Below are 17,005 nucleotides of genomic sequence, written 5' to 3' on the forward strand. Positions count from 1 at the left end.
TGCGCGTGGGCGTGGGTTCTCAGGGCGTGGCAACCGGCGTGCTGTCGACGATCGGTCGGCGGGAACGCCGGCTCAACCGCAGTCGTTTCTGCGTCAGCAGGATACCGAACAGCACGAGCACCGCGCCGGTCGGCTCATGCCAGGAGAAGGTTTCGGCGAGCACGATCACACCGAGGGTGACCCCTACTACCGGCGTGACGTAGGTCACCATGGAGGTGTTCGTGGGTCCCCAGGCACGCAGCACGTTGATATTCCAGATGTAGGCGAGGCCGGTGCCGAGCGCGCCGAGCGCCAGAAGGCTCAGCACGATCGACCAGCTGAGCTGCACAGGGTGCCAGGCGAGCACGGGCGTGAGGAGCAGCATCAGGGCGCCTGCGAGCCCGATGTTCAGAAAAGCGAAGGTGCTGCCGGCGATGGGACGGCCGCTCAGGAACTTGCGGGTGTAGCCGAAGGTGAAGCCGTAGCACACGGCCGCCCCGAGGCACGCAAACTGCCCCCAGAGGTCGCCGGTCAGCGCGGCATAGCGCCACGGGGCAATGATCACGACGACCCCGAGGATGCCGATGGCGACTCCCACGACCTGGCCGCGCGCCAGCCGCTCCACCCGGAAGGCGAGCGTGGCCATGAGCGCGGTCATAATGGGCGTCACCGCGTTGTAGATGCTCGCGAGACTCGACGACACGTACTGTTCGGCCCAGGCAAAGAGCAAGTGCGGCACGAGGCAGCCGGTGATCGCGATCACCAGGAAGTGCAGCCAGACGATGGGTTCGCGCGGCAACACCGGCGCGCCGTTCACGCGCGGGCGTCGGGCCAGCACGATCAGGCCCAGTGTCAGCCCGCCGAGCACCAACCGCGACCAGGCCACCTGCCCAAAGGAGACGCCGTCAAGCGCAATCTTCATAAACAGGAAACTCGCGCCCCAGATCAGGCCCATGCCGAGAAACTGCACGCTGATGAGGGTCTTATTGGAGGAGGGAGTTTGGCTCACCAACCGAGACTATCCCGAGCAGTCGGCCCGCCGACCCCGCGTCCGCCGCCACGTCCGAAATTCGCCGATGTGTGGCGCGAATGGGTCGCGCCACACGGCTACCGGCGCACGTCGTTGTTCGTGTGGGGCACGCTGTGGTAGGTAATCGAGCGGCGGGGGTACGCGTCGACGCGCGCCTGCAGGCCCACCCGAACGGCCTTCCATTCATCGGCGAGGATCGAATACACCGCGGTGTCCCGCCAGGTGCCGTCCGCCCGCGGCCTGTCCCGGCGCAGCACCCCCTCGAAGGTCGCGCCGATGCCCGCGATCGCGGCCCGCGATCGCACGTTGAGGCAGTCGGCCTGAATCTGGATACGACCGAAGCCGTTCCGGAAGGCCTCGTCGAGCAGCAGCAGCTTCGTTTCGGCGTTGACGGCTGTGCCCCACACCCTGGGGTCGTAGGCGGTCCAGCCGAGCTGAGCGGATTCGCGCTCGAGGTTGAGGTCGCCGAGAGTCGTGGTGCCCACGAGGTCGCCGTCGTTCAGACCGCCGAGCAACCGAACCGCATACGGCAGGCTTTCCCACTGGAAATAGTCACGGGCCCACGCGACGAAACCGTCGACATCCGTTCGAAGGGCCGACAGACCGCCGCCGTAGCCGCTCTCGAAGACCGCGCGGTGCGCGATGGCGGCGTGCAGTTCCGGAAGGGCGGCACTGCCGAGGGGCTGCAGCTGCACAAAGCGGCCTCGCAGGGTGGCTGAAGGCGGGCGTACGGCGGTCACGGAGATATTCTGCCAGCAAAGTGCGCACAATGATGGCCCCCACTTCACGAGAAATCGTGGAATGGGGGCCACCAGATGACTACAGTCAGTCGATCAGGTCGTGGCGCACCACGATCGCCTCGCGGTCGGGGCCCACGCCGATCGCCGAGATGCGGGCGCCACTGATGGACTCGAGCTTCAGCACGTAGTCCTTCGCGTTCTGCGGCAGATCATCGAAGTCGCGCACGTGAGTGATGTCTTCGGTCCAGCCCGGGAACTCCTCGTAGAGGGGAGTCGCGTGGTGGAAGTCTGACTGCGACACCGGAACCTCGTCGACGCGCACGCCGTCGACCGAGTAGGCCACGCACACCGGGATGTTCTCGAGGCCGGTGAGAACGTCGAGCTTGGTGAGCACGAAGTCAGTGACACCGTTGATGCGCGAGGTGTAGCGGGCGATGGGCGCGTCGTACCAGCCGCAGCGACGGGGCCGGCCTGTCGTGGTGCCGAATTCGAAGCCCTTGGCGCGCAGAAACTCTCCGGAATCGTCGAAGAGCTCCGTGGGGAACGGGCCTGAACCGACGCGGGTTGTGTACGCCTTGACGACCGCGATCACCCGGTCGATGCGGTTGGGGGCGATTCCCGAACCGGTGACAGCACCGCCCGACGTGGCGTTCGACGATGTGACGAAAGGGTAGGTACCGTGGTCCACGTCGAGCATGGTGGCTTGGCCGCCCTCGAAGAGCACTGTCTTGCCGGCATCGAGCGCCTGATGCAGCAGCAGCGCGGTGTCGGCGACCATCGGGCGCAGGCGCTCCGCGTAGCCGAGCAGCTCGTTCACGATCTCGTCGACCTCGATCGCGCGCCGGTTGTATACCTTCACGAGCAGGTGGTTCTTCTGGTCGAGGGCGCCCTCCACCTTCTGACGCAGAATGTTCTCGTCGAACAGGTCCTGTACGCGGATACCGACACGGTTGATCTTGTCGGCATACGACGGCCCGATGCCACGCCCGGTCGTGCCGATCTGCCGCTTGCCGAGAAAACGCTCCGAAACCTTGTCGAGCGTGCGGTGGTAGGCGGTGATGAGGTGAGCGTTCGCGCTCACCTTGAGTCTGGACACATCGACGCCACGTTCACTCAGCGCGTCGAGTTCCTCGAAGAGCACCTCGACGTCAACGACGACACCGTTGGCGATCACGGGCGTGACGCCGGGGCTCAGGATGCCGGACGGCAGCAGGTGCAGGGCGTACTTCTCGTCGCCGACCACCACGGTGTGCCCGGCATTGTTTCCACCGTTGAACTTGACGACGTAGTCGACGCGGCTGCCGAGCAGGTCTGTGGCCTTGCCCTTGCCCTCATCGCCCCACTGGGCGCCGATCAGTACGATCGCTGGCATATCTAGTTCTCTCCTCGAATGACAAAAGCTTCAGTGGGGGGCGCGGGATCGCTCCCGGGGTTCACTGCCGGAACGTCCTCGATCCGCGCGATCGCGGTGGGATCGGCATCCGTGAGAAAGACTGTGAGACGGGTGACCTCGTCGGTCTCCCCGATCTCCTCGGCGCCGCGGCGCAACGCGAAGAGAGCGCGCAAAACCCCGCGGTTCGGCTCGTGACTCCACGGCACCGGGCCGTGACCCTTCCAGCCTGCCCGGCGCAGGGCGTCAAGGCCGCGGTGGTACCCGACGCGGGCGAAGGCGTAGGACTCGAGGATTCGTCCGTCCGCGTAGGCCACGTCGGCGAGCGCCGCCCAAGCGAGGGAAGAGGTGGGATGCGCCCACGCCACGCGGGCAATGTCTTGCCTTGCGGTTCGGCTGAGTGCCGCGATCACCTCCGATTCTTCGGGGAGGAGGGTCGCTGGCTGGTCGAGCAAATTTTCGCCGGTCACACTAGATCCTATCGCGGCGCGGTTGAGGACCGCGTGACCAGGGCCGACGGGATGGATTCCCGCCCGGAAAGACGGGCCGGTCATCGCAGGATGGCCGGCCCCCAGCTGGCTACGCCAGCGTGCGCTGCTGCGCCGCGATGCACCATCCGCCGCCGTCATCGTCGAACACATACGTGGTCGACACGAAGTACTCGTGCAGGTGCTCGCCACGACGCACCACCACGCGGGACACCACGATCCCGGCGTGCTCGCCGAGGCGGATCACGGCCGGTTCGTGCACCTGGTAGTCGTCGCATGCCGCGAGGTCCACAATCGGTCCGGTGAGTTCGTCACGGCCGATGATGGCACCGGGTAGGATCAACAGGCCGTCGCGGGTCATGGAACGCTGAAAATAATCAGCACCCTGACCGGCCACAAGGGCTTGCCACCCCTCGTGTTCTTCGTGCAGCAGTCGGGCGGGCAGATCATCAGTGATCGCAGTCATGACCCCACGGTAGCCCTTGCGCCTGCTTTTCAGAAGTGGTGCTGCAGTACCCAGTTGTGCATCGTGACTGCGGCGGCCGCAGACGCGTTGAGCGATCGGGTGGAACCGAACTGGCTGATCTCCACGATGGCGTCGGCCGAGTCGACGGCGGCCTCCGACAGGCCGGGGCCTTCCTGCCCGAAGAGAAGCACGCAGCGCTCGGGGAAACTGTAGGTTTCGATGATCACCGAGCCGGGCACGTTATCGATCGCGATGATCGGCAGGCTCTCGGCCGCCGCCCACTCCACGAAGGTCGCCACATCCGGGTGATGCATCACATGCTGGTACCGATCGGTCACCATGGCGCCGCGCTTGTTCCAGCGCTTGCGACCGATGATGTGCACGGTATCGGCCGCAAAAGCGTTGGCGCTGCGCACGATCGAGCCGATGTTCATGTCGTGCTGCCAGTTCTCGATGGCAACGTGAAACGGATGCCGATGCTCGTCAAGGTCGGCCACGATCGCTTCCATGAGCCAGTAGCGATACCGGTCGATCACGTTGCGCGTGTCGCCGCGCTCGAGCAACTCCCGGTCGTAGATCGGCTCGGGGGGCCACTCGCCCTGCCACGGTCCCACTCCGTAGGTCGAAAGCTCGTTGGTGGGGTTATCCGCTGGCGTACTCACCGATCAACTTTATCGCGTCCCGCCTGTCCGGTTGTCGATCCTGTTGAGACGCGACCAGCGGGACGTGGGGTTTCGGTGAGCCGAATTATTCACTAGGGTTTCGGTATGACGAAAACCGATGCACCGCGGCGCGACAGGTCGATGACCCCCACAACAGTGGCGTCGTCGCGGCTGCTGTGGCTGCTCGGGCCTGCCCTGGTGGCCGGCGTGGCCTACCTCGACCCGGGCAATGTGGCGAGCAACATGACCGCCGGTGCCCGCTATGGCTACCTGCTCGTGTGGGTCGTGGTGGCCGGCAACGTGATGGCCTGGCTCATCCAGTACCTGTCGGCCAAACTCGGCATCGTCACGGGCCAGAGCCTGCCCGAGATCCTGGGTGTGCGCATGAAGCGCCCACTCGCCCGCCGGCTGTACTGGATCCAGGCCGAGCTCGTGGCGATGGCCACCGATCTGGCCGAGATCATCGGTGGGGCGGTGGCTCTCTACCTCCTATTCGGCCTGCCACTGATCGTCGGCGGCATAATAACCGGCGTGATCTCCATGGTCGTGCTGATGGTGCACACCCGTCGCGGCCCCAAGGTCTTCGAACGAGTGATCGTGGCACTCATGCTCATCATCACCGTGGGCTTCACCGTGGGCGTTTTCCTGTCTCCGCCGGACGCGGGGCAGATCCTCGGTGGCATGGTCCCCCGCTTCGAGGGCGCCAACTCGGTGCTGCTCGCCGCTTCCATCCTCGGCGCCACAATCATGCCGCATGCCATTTACGCCCATTCCTCTCTGGCCCGAGATCGCTTCCCCGAATGGCAGGGCACCACGGCCACCAGACGACTGCTCTGGGCGACGAAATGGGACGTGACAATTGCCATGGCGATCGCCGGCACCGTGAATCTGGCAATCCTGCTGCTCGCGGCATCCGCTCTGCAGGGTGTGGACGGCACCGACACCCTGCAGGGTGCCTACACGGCGATTCAGTCCTCACTCGGCCCGGCCGTCGCCACCGCCTTCGCCGTCGGACTTCTCGCCTCGGGACTCGCCTCCACCTCGGTGGGTGCCTACGCAGGAGCCGAGATCATGCAGGGCCTGCTCCACTTGCGAATTCCTCTGTTGCTGCGGCGGCTCGTCACTCTGATTCCCGCCCTGTTCATTCTGGGCGTGGGCTTCGACCCCACGGAGGCACTGGTGTTGAGTCAGGTCGTACTCTCGTTCGGCATTCCCTTCGCGCTCATTCCACTCGTATGGCTCACCGCGCAGCGCGGGCTGCTCGGAACCTTTGCGAACCGGTGGTTCACGACCGTGGCCGGCGCACTCTGCTCCGTGGCACTCGTGGCCCTCAACGTGGTGCTCCTCGTGCTCGTCTTTACCGGGGCCTGACCCTGCCGGGATACCCTGAGACTGCCATGAAGCACACCATTCGCGCCTCCGAGGACTACCTCAAGACCATCTACTCGCACACCGAGTGGCAGAACGAGCCGATCACCCCGAAAGCGCTCGCCACCCGCCTCGGCGTGTCCCCGTCGTCCGTCACCGAGATGGTGAAGAAGCTCGCCCTGGCGGGCTTGATCACGCACGTTCCCTACGGCCCGCTCTCTTTGACGGATGCCGGTGTGTTGCGTGCCACCGCAGTCGTACGTCGCCACCGGCTCATCGAAACCTGGCTTGTGAGGGAAATGGGCTACGACTGGGACCAGGTGCACGAAGAGGCCGAGGTGCTCGAGCACTCCATCTCCGACCGTCTGCTTGAGGCGATCAACATGCGCCTGGGCCATCCGGCGTGCGACCCGCACGGCGACCCGATTCCCTTCGCCGATGGCACCTCGCCACACCCTGACGCGATTCTGCTGGCCCGGGTTGGCATCGGACACGTGGGCACGGTTCTCCGGGTGAGCGACCGCGACTCGGCTGTGCTGCGCGAGCTCGCGGCAGACGGGATCGGGCCGGGGGTTGAATTCACCCTGCTCGAGCCGCTTACCCTGCAATTAACGGATGGCCAGACCCGCCGGGTGACGGCGGGGGCGGGAGACGCGGTCTGGGTTACGCATAACCGCATTGCCGCAGTGCCCAGCTAGGCTGAAACCCCGACGACAGGAGCGCCACATGGCCCGCCGTGACGAAATCGAATGCTGGCTCACCGACATGGACGGTGTACTTGTGCACGAAAACCAGGCCCTTCCGGGCGCCGCCGAGCTGCTCCAAGAATGGACAGACACCGGCACGCCGTTCTTGGTGCTCACCAATAACTCCATTTACACGCCACGGGACCTCAGTGCACGACTGCGGTCCTCCGGCCTCAATGTTCCCGAGGACCGCATCTGGACCTCAGCCCTCGCCACCGCGGACTTCATGCAGGCGCAGTTGCCGGGCGGCACCGCTTTCGTGATCGGCGAGATGGGCATCACCACGGCCCTGCACGAGGCCGGCTTCACGATGACCGAGACGAATCCCGACTTCGTGGTCGTCGGTGAGACGCGCAACTATTCCTTCGAGGCGATCACCAAAGCCATCCGGCTGATCCTGGGTGGCGCGCGGTTCATCGCCACCAACCCAGACGCCACCGGACCCAGCGCCGACGGCCCAATGCCGGCCACCGGTGCGATCGCAGCCCTCATCACCAAGGCAACGGGCATGGAGCCCTACATCGTGGGCAAGCCCAACCCCATGATGTTTCGCTCCGCCATGAACAAAATCGGCGCGCACTCGGAGAACACAGCCATGATCGGCGACCGAATGGACACCGATATTGTTGCCGGCATCGAGGCTGGCCTCCACACCATCCTCGTCATGACGGGCATCAGCGACGACGCGGAGATCGCGCGCTACCCGTTCCGCCCGGACGAGATCCTCGCCGGGGTTCACGAACTGCTCTCGACCGACCTCATCGAGTCCGACGAGATCTAGCGCTAAGCGCTCGGGCCGGGACCGGCCACGCTCGTGGTGAGCGGTTCGTCCGAGGACCGGCTTACGAAGCAGTAGTAGTTGCGCGCGGTGTCGGCCCACTGCTCCTCGGTGACCGGATAGCTGCCTTGCACCTGAAGGTCGGGATAGGCGCCGGCCGCGGCGAGGTCGAGCACGCCGGGAGCGCTGCAGAGTAGGTTCATCTGGGCAGCCAAGGCTGCCTCGCCGGGGAAGGCCGTGGCCGCGTCGCCGCCGAAGGACCCTCGGTAGACGAGTTGGGCGCCGTGAGCTGCGGCGCAGTTGGAGACGGTGAAATTCTCATCCCACGGAGACGAATAGGGCTGCAAGCACTCCCCACCGAACAGCGTGTTCCACGCGTGCTCTCCCGCCGGCTGCGCTGCCGTGACCTCCGGAGTGGGTGTGGGTGTTGGCGTTGGGGTGGGCGTGGCACTGGCCGTGGAGATGGCGACGGCGATCGGAGCTGCCGTGCCGGCAAGCCGTTGGCCCAGCAGGAATAGGCCCACGAGCACGATGACGGCAACGATGGCGACGCCGACCCAGATCACGATTCTGGTGGCCTTTTTCGCCGTGGGTGTCGACGAATGGCGGCTCGGAGGGCTCGGAGGGCTCGCGTCGAGTGTGACGCCTTCGGGAGCGGATGGTGCGGCGCCAGTCGTGCCGAGCGGAGCCGGAAGCGCTGTTCCCAATTCCAGATCTGCGGGAAGAACCTGGGTCGATGCCGCCTCAACTGCGACCTCGTCAGAAACGACCGAGGCCCTCTCATCCGCCGTTGCCGTCTCGGCAGTCGCGGCCGTCACCGGGGTGGTCCACCAGGGCTCGGGCTCGAGTTCGGCCTGGCTTCGGGCGGAACGCAGCACTGAGTCAAACTCGGACGGTGCGGGCGCGGGTGCGGGTGCCGGCGCCGGTTCCGGTTCCCGCGACGCAATAGGGTCAGGGGGCTCGACGGACCCGGCGGGCTCGACCTCCCGAAATGGGGCGATCGGCGGAACGGAGGCTGTCACCGACGGTACGACTTCAGGTTCGGCCACCGGCGCGGCCTCATCGGCCTCAGGCTGGCCGAACTGCGACGTCAACCAGTCGACGCCCTGGTCGGACTCGTCGTCTTTCGGCACTAGTTCAGCCCCAGGTCCTCAAGGGAGAGGGCCGCGTAGTAGGGGTAGCCGGCGGCCTCGATAATCTCGCGCGCACCGGTGTTGCGGTCGACCACCACGGCGACGCCGGCGATGATGGCGCCCACCTTGAGCAGGGCCTCGATCGCGGCGAGGGGTGATCCACCTGTCGTGGAGGTGTCTTCGAGCACGACGACGCGCTTACCCGCGAGATCGGGACCCTCCACTTGGCGGCCACGGCCGTGGTCCTTGGGCTCCTTGCGCACAACGAAGGAGTCGTAGCTTTTGCCTGCGGCCGCACCCTGATGCATCACGGCGGCGGCAATGGGGTCGGCACCCATCGTGAGACCCCCGACTGCGGCGATGTCCGGAATGTCCTTGATGAGGTCGAGCATGACCTGGCCGATCAGCGGGGCCACCCGGTGATCCAGGCTCACGCGGCGCAGATCCACGTAGTACGTGGCCGATTTACCGCTCGTGAGAACGAAGTCCCCCTGAAAAACGGCCTCGGCCGAGATGAAATCGATGAGTTTCTGCCGCGTATCCTTCACAGACACAACTTTAGGGCATCGATGCAGCGGGCAGAGCCTAGAAGATGCGAACCAGCGCGCGCTCGGGCAGACGGCGGTAGCCATCGCGGGCAACGACACCGACGAGGGCCGCGATGGACCCGATGGAGATGACAGCGAGGAGGACGAGAAGAGCGAACATGGGAGTGCCTTTCGAAAAGAGGTGGCTGGTCGTGGGACGGAAGCGCCATTGCTCGTGATCGACTCTTTTATTTGAGCACTGGAAACAGTGCAGCACAACCGTATTATTTAGCCTTAACTCTGTAGCCTTGCTACATGGATGTGCAACGACTTGAGCTGCTCCGAGAATTGGCCGAAAGACACACCGTGACGGCGGTCGCGAAGGCCACGCACCGCACCCCTTCTGCGGTGTCCCAGCAGCTCAAGGTACTTGAGCGCGAGGCCGGTCTGCCGCTCACCGAACGCAAAGGACGCGGCCTCGTGCTCACGTCGGCCGGTCGCGCACTCGCCCGCAGCGCCACCGATGTGGCGGTCGCGTTGGAGCGCGCGAACGCCCTCTGGGACGAGTTTCGCAACCTCGCCACTGGTGAGGTGAGTGTCGTCACCTTTCCCACCGCCGGCCAGATGCTCTTGCCTGGCGTGCTTGCCGACCTGGCCGACACACCGGGCCTCGTAGTGACTTGCGCCGACCTCGACCCAGAACTCAGCGACTTTCCGGCGCTCACCGCGGAGTTCGACATCGTGCTCGCGCACACGATGCGCGGCCAGCCCGCGTGGGGCGGGCGGGGCCTCAGCGTCGTTCCGTTGATGACCGAGCCTCTGGATGTGGGGCTCCCGTCGCACCACCGGCTGGCGGCACGGGCATCTGTTTCTGCGAACGATGTGGCTGGTGAACCCTGGATCGGCGTGCCGGAGGGATATCCCTTTGAACGAATCCTGCACGAGATCGAGCAGCAGTCCGGTGAGCGACTCACCGTGACCCAGCGATTCTCCGACCTGCGCCTGGTCGAGTCGTTCATTACGGCGGGGCTTGGCATAGCCCTCGTGCCGCGCTACACCTCGGGCGGCGGCCAGCCGGAACGGCTGGTGCTCAAGCCGCTGCGCGGTGTCGATGCCGAGCGCCAGATCGTGGCCCTGATGCGCCCCGACAGGGCCGAACGCCTCGCCGTGCGCACTGTCGTCGAGTCTCTGCGCGTCCAGGCCGCGCGGGTGCAATCGAAGCACACTCCTCGCTGAGCTGGCTGCGCCTCTACAGCCTGTCTAGGCACGCCCATGCGTCACGCGGGAGCGCCTCGACACCGAGTCGACGATCACGGCGAGCAGTAGCACGGCACCGGTGATCATGTAGCGGATCGATGAGTCGAGGTTGAGCAGGGTGAGCCCGCTGGAGATCGATTGGATCACGAGGATGCCGAGCAGGGCCGAGTACGCCGTTCCTCGGCCACCGAACAGGCTGGCCCCGCCGATCACTGCCGCCGCGATGGCGTTGAGGTTGGTGTCGCCGCCGCCGCTGCCCTGGTTAGCCGCCGCGAGGCGCCCGGCCGCGAGGATGCCGCCGATAGCCGCGAATGTGGAACAGAGCACGAAGATCGAGACGTAGACCTGCTTCACCTTGATGCCGGCCCGCCTCGCGGCCTCAACGTTGCCGCCGATGGCGTAGACCGACCTGCCCCACCTGGTGCGGGTGAGGAAGAAATTCATCACGACCACGAACACCAGGAACAGCAGGAACATGAGGCCCACGCCACGCCCCTGGTTCAGGTACCAGGTCGGAACGCCCAGCACCACGAGCAGGCCCACGCTCTTGGCCACGAGAACGGATGTCGCAGCAGCCGATAGTCCGGCCACCTGACGTTGCCGCGCGGTCACCCAGGCCTGGGCGGCAAACGTCACCACGACGAGAACCACGAGCACGTAGGCGAGCCACTCCGGAAGGAACCACTGGCTTGCGAACTGCACGATCCAGGAGTCGAAGGGGATGTTGATCGAGCCTGTGCTGCCGAGTACATACAGTTGCAGCCCGAGGAAGCCGAGCAGCCCGGCCAAGGTGATCACGAAGCTCGGCACGCCGAACCGGGTGTACAGGATCCCGTAGAGCAGCCCCACGAGGACGCCTGCTGCGACGGCGGCGAGCAATGCCAGCGCTAAAGGCCATTCCATATTCACGAAACCCACGGCGAGGATTGCGGAAGCCAGCCCGCTGACCGAGCCCACCGAAAGGTCGATCTCGCCGAGCAGCAGCACGAGCACGATGCCGATGGCGATGGTTCCCACGGCCGCGCACTGGAGGGTGAGGTTGACGAGGTTGGTCGGCGAGAGGAAGTTCTCGTTGAGCAGCTGAAAAGCCACCCAGATCACGATCAGTCCGATCACGACGGGCAACGAGCCGAGGTCACCCGTGCGAATTCGGGACCAGGCCGCCTGGAACGCGCCTCGCAGACCATTTCGTTGGATGAGGCGCTCGTCCTGCAGGTCGGCCGCCATGGCCGACAGTGACGGGTCGGGCAGGGCTTCGGCGGGCGTCGGGGTGGTCATGACTGGTTCTCCTCCTCGTTGCGCGCCTGGGCCCGTCGGGTCACGGCATTGTCTGAGGCTCCGGTGATGGCGGCGATGATCTCCTCGTAGCTCACCTCGCCCACGATGAATTCACCGTTGTTCCGGCCGAGGCGCAGCACGACGATCCGATCCGCCACTGCCTGCACATCGGCCATGTTGTGGCTGATCAGGATGACCGCCAGCCCCCGTTCGCGCAACCGCTCGATCAGGTTGAGGACCTCCGCGGTCTGGGCCACGCCGAGCGCAGCCGTCGGCTCGTCGAGTATCACGATTCCGGGGTCACCGATCAGCGACCGCGCTATCGCAACAGTCTGGCGCTGTCCGCCGGACAGGGACGCCACGACGATACGAACAGACGGAATCTTTGCCGACAGTTGTCGCAGCAACTGCCAGGCTCGCTGTTCCATTTCGACTTCCTTGAGCGTCACCGCGCCGAGTTCGTGTCCGAGGAACAGATTGGCCACCACATCGAGGTTGTCGCACAGGGCGAGGTCCTGGTAGACGGTCGCGATTCCGAGCCGGTTGGATTCCGCCGGGGTGTTGATGGAAACCGGTTTGTTGTCTCGAACGATAGAACCGGTGTCTGCGGGGTGTACTCCGGCCAGGATCTTGATCAGGGTCGACTTTCCGGCGCCGTTGTCTCCGACGAGAGCCACCACCTCGCCTGGGTAGACGTCCAGGCTGATATCGGTCAGCGCCTGCACCGCACCGAAGCTCTTGTTGATGCCACGCATCGAGAGCAGGGGCGTGCGTGTCGTCGCATTGCTGGGGGAAGGGGAGAGAACCGCCATTGGTCTGTCCTTAGTAGACGGGGCTGTGAGCCCGTTATGGATGAGCCCGTACGTGATGAGGGTTGCTGGCTCGATGAGCGGGCCTGGCGTTGCGGGGCGGGGCATTACTGGGCGGGCGGGAGAGCCGGCCGGGAACCCGCTGGGCCCCGGCCGGCAGGTCCTCTTTACTCGATTCCGGCGGCCGTGCAGGCCTCCGCGTATTCGGCCGTGCAGATCTGCTCCACGGTGTAGAAACCATCCGCGACGACAGTGTCCATGATGTTGGCAACTGTCACGACCACCGGGGTCAGCAGCGTCGACGGTGTTCCCTCGACCGTTGTGTCGCCCTCGGGTGTCTCGCCGGTGGCCAGTTGGTGCGCAATTTCTGCGGCCAGCTCGGCTTCGGCCTTAATGGCCTTGTAGACCGTCATGAACTGGTCTCCGGCGACGATGCGCTGGATGGCGGCAAGCTCGGCATCCTGCCCGGTCACGGGAGGCAGTGGATCGGTTCCGGCTGCCATGAGCGCCGCAATCGCACCCCCCGCGGTTCCATCGTTGGCCGCGTACACGCCGATGATGTCATCGCCGTACTGGGTGATCTGGCCGGCCATGAATTCCTGAGCCTTGTCGGGGCTCCAGTCAGGAGTGTCATACTCCGCCAGGATGGGGATACCGGACGGATCGATCACCGAATGGGCGCCCTTCTTGAACTGGGCCGCGTTGCCGTCCGTGGGCGAACCGTTGATCATAACGATGCCCTGGGGGTCAGTGGCACCGCCGTTCTCTTCGATCTTGTCCACGAGCGCGGTGCCCTGCAGCACACCGACCTGTTCGTTGTCGAAGGAGACGTAGTACGCGAGGTCTTCGCTCGTGATCAGCCGGTCGTAGGAGATGACCGGTACGTCCTGGGATCTCGCCGACGCCACAATGCTGGCCGCCGCCGCCGCGTCCACGGGGTCGAGCACCAGCACCGCGATTCCCTGCGTCAGCGCGGACTCGGCCTGTTGCAGCTGCTTGGCAGCGTCCTGGTCCGCGTTGGCATAGACAATCTCGTAGTTGCCGAGCGACTTCAGCTTCGCCTCGAAGAGCGGCCGGTCGAAGCTTTCGTACCTGGTCGTCTTGGACTCAGGCAGAAGCAGCCCGATCTTGACCGTCTCCCCGCCAGACACGTCCGTGGTACTCCCGGTGTTGGTCGTGGAACAGGCAGCCAACGTCCCGGTCGTTGCCATGAGGACAACGCTCAGTAGCGCGATTCTTACGCGTGCTTTTCTCATCGATATGCCTCCGCTGTGGCCATCCCGATTGATGGTGCAACCAAGGTCGTCCCGCCGGGCACAAGCGTCAAGCCCCCATGGCACCCCCCGACGGGGGGCAGAATGGAGGCTTGACGCACTAGTCGTGCTGCGGAAATCCGAGGTTGATCCCACCGTGACTCGGATCGAGCCAGCGGCTGGTCACGGCCTTCTCCCTGGTGAAGAATGCGATCCCGGCCGCGCCGTACGCCTTGGCGTCGCCGAAGAGTGAGTTCTTCCAGCCGCCGAACGAATGCGAGGCTACCGGAACGGGGATGGGCACGTTGATGCCCACCATGCCCACCTGCACCTCGTTCTGGAACCGCCGCGCCGCGCCGCCGTCGTTGGTGAAAATGGCGGTGCCGTTGCCGTACGGGCTGGCGTTGATGAGCTTGAGGCCCTCGGCATAGCTGCCCACCCTGATGATCGACAGCACCGGGCCGAAGATCTCGTCGATGTATACCCTGGACTGCACGCTCACCCGGTCGAACAGGGTGGGGCCGAGCCAGAAACCGGATGCCTCGCCGTCGACGGCCACATCGCGCCCGTCGACCACGACATCCGCTCCGTCGGCGGCGGCGAGGTCGATGTACGAGGCCACCTTATCGCGGTGCGCCTCGGTGATCAGCGGGCCCATGTCGCAGCCGCGCAGGCCGTCGCCGACCCGTAGCCCACCCATGCGTTCGGTAATTTTCGCCACGAGCTCGTCGGCGACAGGTTCAACCGCCACGATCACACTGATGGCCATGCAGCGCTCACCGGCGGAGCCGAAACCCGCGTTGACCGCGGCATCCGCTGCCAGGTCGAGGTCGGCGTCCGGCAAGACCAGCATGTGGTTCTTCGCGCCACCGAGCGCCTGTACACGCTTGCCGTGCGCCGAAGCGGTCTCGTAGATGTAGCGCGCGATCGGGGTGGACCCCACGAAGGAGATGGACTGCACATCGGGGTGTCCGAGCAGCGCGTCGACGGCCTCCTTGTCGCCGTGCACCACGTTGAAGACACCGTCGGGCAGACCTGCCTCGGTAAACAGGGCGGCCATCCAGTTGGCTGCGGTCGGGTCCTTCTCACTCGGCTTCAGCACGACCGTGTTGCCGGCGGCTATCGCGAGCGGAAAGAACCAGAGCGGAACCATGGCCGGAAAGTTGAAGGGGCTGATGATGCCGACCACGCCGAGAGGCTGGCGCAGCGTGTACACGTCCACTCCCGTCGACACGTTCTCGGAGTACTCACCCTTGGAGAGGTGCGGCATACCGAGCGCGAACTCCACCACCTCGAGGCCGCGGGTAATCTCGCCAAGAGCGTCGGAGGTAACCTTGCCGTGTTCGGCCGTGAGGATGTCGGCGAGCTCGCCCATGCGTTCGTTCAGCAGTTCGCGAAAGGCGAACATGATGGTCTGGCGGCGGGCCTGGCTGGTGTCCCGCCAACCCGGGAAAGCAGCGGCGGCCACGTCCACAGCACCGTCAACGTCCGCGCTGCTCGCAAGCAGTACGTTCTTGGCGACCATACCGGTGGCCGGGTTGTAGACAGGGGCGGTGCGGGTGGACGCCGCGGCGCTCTCGGCGCCGCCGATCCAGTGGTTGAGCACGGTTGTCATGTGAGTCCTTACAGTTCGTCGGTCCCGAAATCGACGGAGATTTCGGCGATTTGAGCGGTTTTCCCGCGTTGTAGGGCAGAAGCCCGCGAAATCTCCGTCGATTTCGCGGGCAGGTCACGCGAGCAGGTCGAGGGAGAGTACCTCGTCGTAGATTGCGAGGGCCTCGGCAACCTCGGCGTCGGTCACCACGCACGGCGGTACGACGTGGATGCGGTTCTCCATCAGAAAGGGCAACAGCCCACGGGCGAGTAGCTCGGTCTTGATGCGCGCCATCACTGCCGCGCTCACCGGTTCACGGGTGAGTGGGTCGGTCACGAGTTCCAGGACCCAGAACACGCCCTCGCCTCGCACCTCTCCGATGATCGGGTGGTTGGCGGCGAGCGCCGCGAGCCCGGGCGCGAGCACCGAGCGGCCGATGCGGGCCGCGTTCTCCACGATGCCTTCCTCCTCCATCGCGTCGAGCGCGGCCACGATCGAGGCCATGGCCAGCGGATGCCCGCTGTACGTCAGTCCCCCCGGGAATACGGCGGTGTCGAAGCCGGCCGCGATCGCATCCGAGATGATGACCCCGCCCGTGGGCACGTACCCCGAGTTGACTCCCTTGGCGAAGGTGATCAGGTCGGGCGTCACGTCGTAGCCCTCGAAGGCAAACCAGCGCCCGGTGCGCCCGAAGCCGCACATCACCTCGTCGAGGATGAGCAAGATGCCGTAGCGGTCGCAGAGCCCGCGCACCCCGGCGAGGTAGCCGGGCGGCGGCAGCATCACGCCGGCCGTTCCCGGCACCGATTCAAGCAGCACCGCGGCGATCGACGTCGATCCCTCACTCTGAATGACGCGCTCGAGGTGCTGCAGGGCGCGTTCCGATTCCTGCTCGGGCGTCGTCGCCCAGAACTCGCTGCGGTACAGGTACGGGCCAAAGAAGTGCACGTGTCCCCGCGCGTATTCGTTGGGCACACGGCGCCAGTCCCCGGTGGCCACGATGGCCGCGCCGGTATTGCCGTGGTACGACCGGTAGGTGGAGAGCACTTTGTCGCGACCGGTGTGCAGGCGGGCCATGCGAATGGCGTTCTCATTGGCATCCGCTCCCCCGTTCGTGAAGAAGACCTTGTTGAAGCCGTCCGGAGCCCGGTTTACGATTCGCAGGGCGGCCTCGCCGCGGGCGAGGTTGGCGGTGGACGGCGCGATGGTCGCGAGCAGGTTCGCCTGCTCCACGATGGCTTTCACGACCGACGGATGCTGGTGGCCGATATTCACGTTGACCAACTGGCTCGAGAAGTCGAGGTACTGGTGCCCCTCGTGGTCCCAGACCCGGCAGCCGAGGCCGCCGGCGATCACGAGGGGCTTGAGCGCGCCCTGCGCCGACCAGGAGTGGAATACGTGCGCGCGGTCGAGCTCGCTCGTGCGCTCGTTCAGGCCGAGCAGGGGGGTGGTGGTGTCGTTCACGCGGATGCTTCTTTCTGTGTTGGTGGTCGGGCGGCCCCTGTCT

Annotated in this window: 18 protein-coding genes; 4 read left to right on the plus strand and 14 right to left on the minus strand. The window is 65.6% G+C overall.

The genetic code is table 11. From position 1 onward, the window contains the following. Positions 1–19: 19 nt before the first annotated feature. From BJ997_RS17375 to BJ997_RS17400, 6 genes are all read right to left on the minus strand, one after another. A complete protein-coding gene (locus tag BJ997_RS17375; RefSeq protein WP_236628946.1) occupies positions 20–988 on the minus strand; it encodes a DMT family transporter in 969 nt (322 codons plus the stop codon). 98 nt (positions 989–1,086) lie between these two features. Beyond that, positions 1,087–1,749 (minus strand): GNAT family N-acetyltransferase, encoded by a 663-nt coding sequence (locus BJ997_RS17380; RefSeq protein ID WP_035836570.1) that lies wholly within the window; start codon positions 1,747–1,749, stop codon positions 1,087–1,089. Positions 1,750–1,834: 85 nt separating this feature from the next. Then, positions 1,835–3,121 (minus strand): adenylosuccinate synthase, encoded by a 1,287-nt coding sequence (locus tag BJ997_RS17385; protein ID WP_035836571.1) that lies wholly within the window; start codon positions 3,119–3,121, stop codon positions 1,835–1,837. A gap of 2 nt (positions 3,122–3,123) precedes the next feature. Then, positions 3,124–3,609 (minus strand): DUF3151 domain-containing protein, encoded by a 486-nt coding sequence (locus BJ997_RS17390; RefSeq protein WP_035836572.1) that lies wholly within the window; start codon positions 3,607–3,609, stop codon positions 3,124–3,126. A 109-nt stretch (positions 3,610–3,718) separates the two neighbouring features. After that, positions 3,719–4,093, minus strand: a complete 375-nt coding sequence (locus BJ997_RS17395; RefSeq protein WP_035836573.1) for a hypothetical protein — start codon at positions 4,091–4,093, stop codon at positions 3,719–3,721. Between the two features lie 29 nt (positions 4,094–4,122). After that, positions 4,123–4,755 (minus strand): TrmH family RNA methyltransferase, encoded by a 633-nt coding sequence (locus tag BJ997_RS17400; protein WP_035836574.1) that lies wholly within the window; start codon positions 4,753–4,755, stop codon positions 4,123–4,125. 105 nt (positions 4,756–4,860) lie between these two features. Between BJ997_RS17400 and BJ997_RS17405 the strand changes: the two genes are divergently transcribed. The 3 genes from BJ997_RS17405 to BJ997_RS17415 are packed head-to-tail and all read left to right on the plus strand — an operon-like array spanning position 4,861 to position 7,650. Beyond that, a complete protein-coding gene (locus tag BJ997_RS17405) occupies positions 4,861–6,126 on the plus strand; it encodes an Nramp family divalent metal transporter (RefSeq protein ID WP_035836575.1) in 1,266 nt (421 codons plus the stop codon). A 26-nt stretch (positions 6,127–6,152) separates the two neighbouring features. Beyond that, the gene (locus tag BJ997_RS17410) at positions 6,153–6,821 is read left to right on the plus strand and encodes a metal-dependent transcriptional regulator (protein ID WP_035836576.1); all 669 of its coding nucleotides are present in this window, start codon (positions 6,153–6,155) and stop codon (positions 6,819–6,821) included. A 28-nt stretch (positions 6,822–6,849) separates the two neighbouring features. Further along, the gene (locus BJ997_RS17415; protein WP_035836577.1) at positions 6,850–7,650 is read left to right on the plus strand and encodes an HAD-IIA family hydrolase; all 801 of its coding nucleotides are present in this window, start codon (positions 6,850–6,852) and stop codon (positions 7,648–7,650) included. Positions 7,651–7,652: 2 nt separating this feature from the next. Here the strand turns inward: BJ997_RS17415 and BJ997_RS17420 are convergent, their stop codons facing one another. The 3 genes from BJ997_RS17420 to BJ997_RS21825 are packed head-to-tail and all read right to left on the minus strand — an operon-like array spanning position 7,653 to position 9,488. Beyond that, entirely contained in the window at positions 7,653–8,780 is a 1,128-nt protein-coding gene (locus tag BJ997_RS17420) for a hypothetical protein (RefSeq protein WP_052542224.1), read from the minus strand. Next, positions 8,780–9,334, minus strand: coding sequence for an orotate phosphoribosyltransferase (gene pyrE / locus BJ997_RS17425; protein ID WP_035836578.1), 555 nt, complete (start codon positions 9,332–9,334; stop codon positions 8,780–8,782). Before pyrE ends, BJ997_RS17420 begins: the two co-directional genes overlap by 1 nt. Positions 9,335–9,365: 31 nt before the next feature. Next, a complete protein-coding gene (locus BJ997_RS21825) occupies positions 9,366–9,488 on the minus strand; it encodes a hypothetical protein (protein ID WP_268871363.1) in 123 nt (40 codons plus the stop codon). A 134-nt stretch (positions 9,489–9,622) separates the two neighbouring features. Here BJ997_RS21825 and BJ997_RS17430 point away from each other — a divergent pair, with 134 nt between their 5' ends. Beyond that, positions 9,623–10,543 (plus strand): LysR family transcriptional regulator, encoded by a 921-nt coding sequence (locus tag BJ997_RS17430; protein ID WP_035836579.1) that lies wholly within the window; start codon positions 9,623–9,625, stop codon positions 10,541–10,543. A gap of 24 nt (positions 10,544–10,567) precedes the next feature. Here BJ997_RS17430 and BJ997_RS17435 read toward each other — a convergent pair whose 3' ends face one another. The 5 genes from BJ997_RS17435 to BJ997_RS17455 form a co-directional block, all read right to left on the minus strand. Continuing rightward, complete coding sequence (locus BJ997_RS17435) at positions 10,568–11,842, minus strand: sugar ABC transporter permease (RefSeq protein ID WP_035836580.1); 1,275 nt, start codon at positions 11,840–11,842, stop codon at positions 10,568–10,570. Then, complete coding sequence (locus tag BJ997_RS17440) at positions 11,839–12,654, minus strand: ATP-binding cassette domain-containing protein (RefSeq protein ID WP_035836581.1); 816 nt, start codon at positions 12,652–12,654, stop codon at positions 11,839–11,841. The genes BJ997_RS17435 and BJ997_RS17440 overlap by 4 nt, the downstream gene beginning before the upstream one ends. Before the next feature lie 164 nt (positions 12,655–12,818). Beyond that, entirely contained in the window at positions 12,819–13,862 is a 1,044-nt protein-coding gene (locus BJ997_RS17445; protein ID WP_236628947.1) for a sugar ABC transporter substrate-binding protein, read from the minus strand. A 163-nt stretch (positions 13,863–14,025) separates the two neighbouring features. Next, the gene (locus BJ997_RS17450; protein ID WP_183323638.1) at positions 14,026–15,519 is read right to left on the minus strand and encodes a CoA-acylating methylmalonate-semialdehyde dehydrogenase; all 1,494 of its coding nucleotides are present in this window, start codon (positions 15,517–15,519) and stop codon (positions 14,026–14,028) included. A 114-nt stretch (positions 15,520–15,633) separates the two neighbouring features. After that, positions 15,634–16,962: an aspartate aminotransferase family protein gene (locus BJ997_RS17455; RefSeq protein WP_201771731.1), complete on the minus strand. Its 1,329-nt coding sequence runs from the start codon at positions 16,960–16,962 to the stop codon at positions 15,634–15,636. Positions 16,963–17,005 lie beyond the last annotated feature (43 nt).

Origin of the sequence: Cryobacterium roopkundense, assembly GCF_014200405.1 — a bacterium.
GTDB classification, from domain to species: Bacteria; Actinomycetota; Actinomycetes; order Actinomycetales; family Microbacteriaceae; genus Cryobacterium; species Cryobacterium roopkundense.

Excerpts from the sequence above, each read along its gene's own strand:
- BJ997_RS21825 (WP_268871363.1), bottom strand. The coding sequence starts at position 9,488 with ATGTTCGCTCTTCTCGTCCTCCTCGCTGTCATCTCCATCGGGTCCATC.
- BJ997_RS17385 (WP_035836571.1), bottom strand. The coding sequence starts at position 3,121 with ATGCCAGCGATCGTACTGATCGGCGCCCAGTGGGGCGATGAGGGCAAG.
- BJ997_RS17405 (WP_035836575.1), top strand. The coding sequence starts at position 4,861 with ATGACGAAAACCGATGCACCGCGGCGCGACAGGTCGATGACCCCCACA.
- BJ997_RS17415 (WP_035836577.1), top strand. The coding sequence starts at position 6,850 with ATGGCCCGCCGTGACGAAATCGAATGCTGGCTCACCGACATGGACGGT.
- BJ997_RS17440 (WP_035836581.1), bottom strand. The coding sequence starts at position 12,654 with ATGGCGGTTCTCTCCCCTTCCCCCAGCAATGCGACGACACGCACGCCC.
- BJ997_RS17430 (WP_035836579.1), top strand. The coding sequence starts at position 9,623 with ATGGATGTGCAACGACTTGAGCTGCTCCGAGAATTGGCCGAAAGACAC.
- BJ997_RS17395 (WP_035836573.1), bottom strand. The coding sequence starts at position 4,093 with ATGACTGCGATCACTGATGATCTGCCCGCCCGACTGCTGCACGAAGAA.
- BJ997_RS17435 (WP_035836580.1), bottom strand. The coding sequence starts at position 11,842 with ATGACCACCCCGACGCCCGCCGAAGCCCTGCCCGACCCGTCACTGTCG.
- BJ997_RS17445 (WP_236628947.1), bottom strand. The coding sequence starts at position 13,862 with ATGGCAACGACCGGGACGTTGGCTGCCTGTTCCACGACCAACACCGGG.
- BJ997_RS17450 (WP_183323638.1), bottom strand. The coding sequence starts at position 15,519 with ATGACAACCGTGCTCAACCACTGGATCGGCGGCGCCGAGAGCGCCGCG.
- BJ997_RS17410 (WP_035836576.1), top strand. The coding sequence starts at position 6,153 with ATGAAGCACACCATTCGCGCCTCCGAGGACTACCTCAAGACCATCTAC.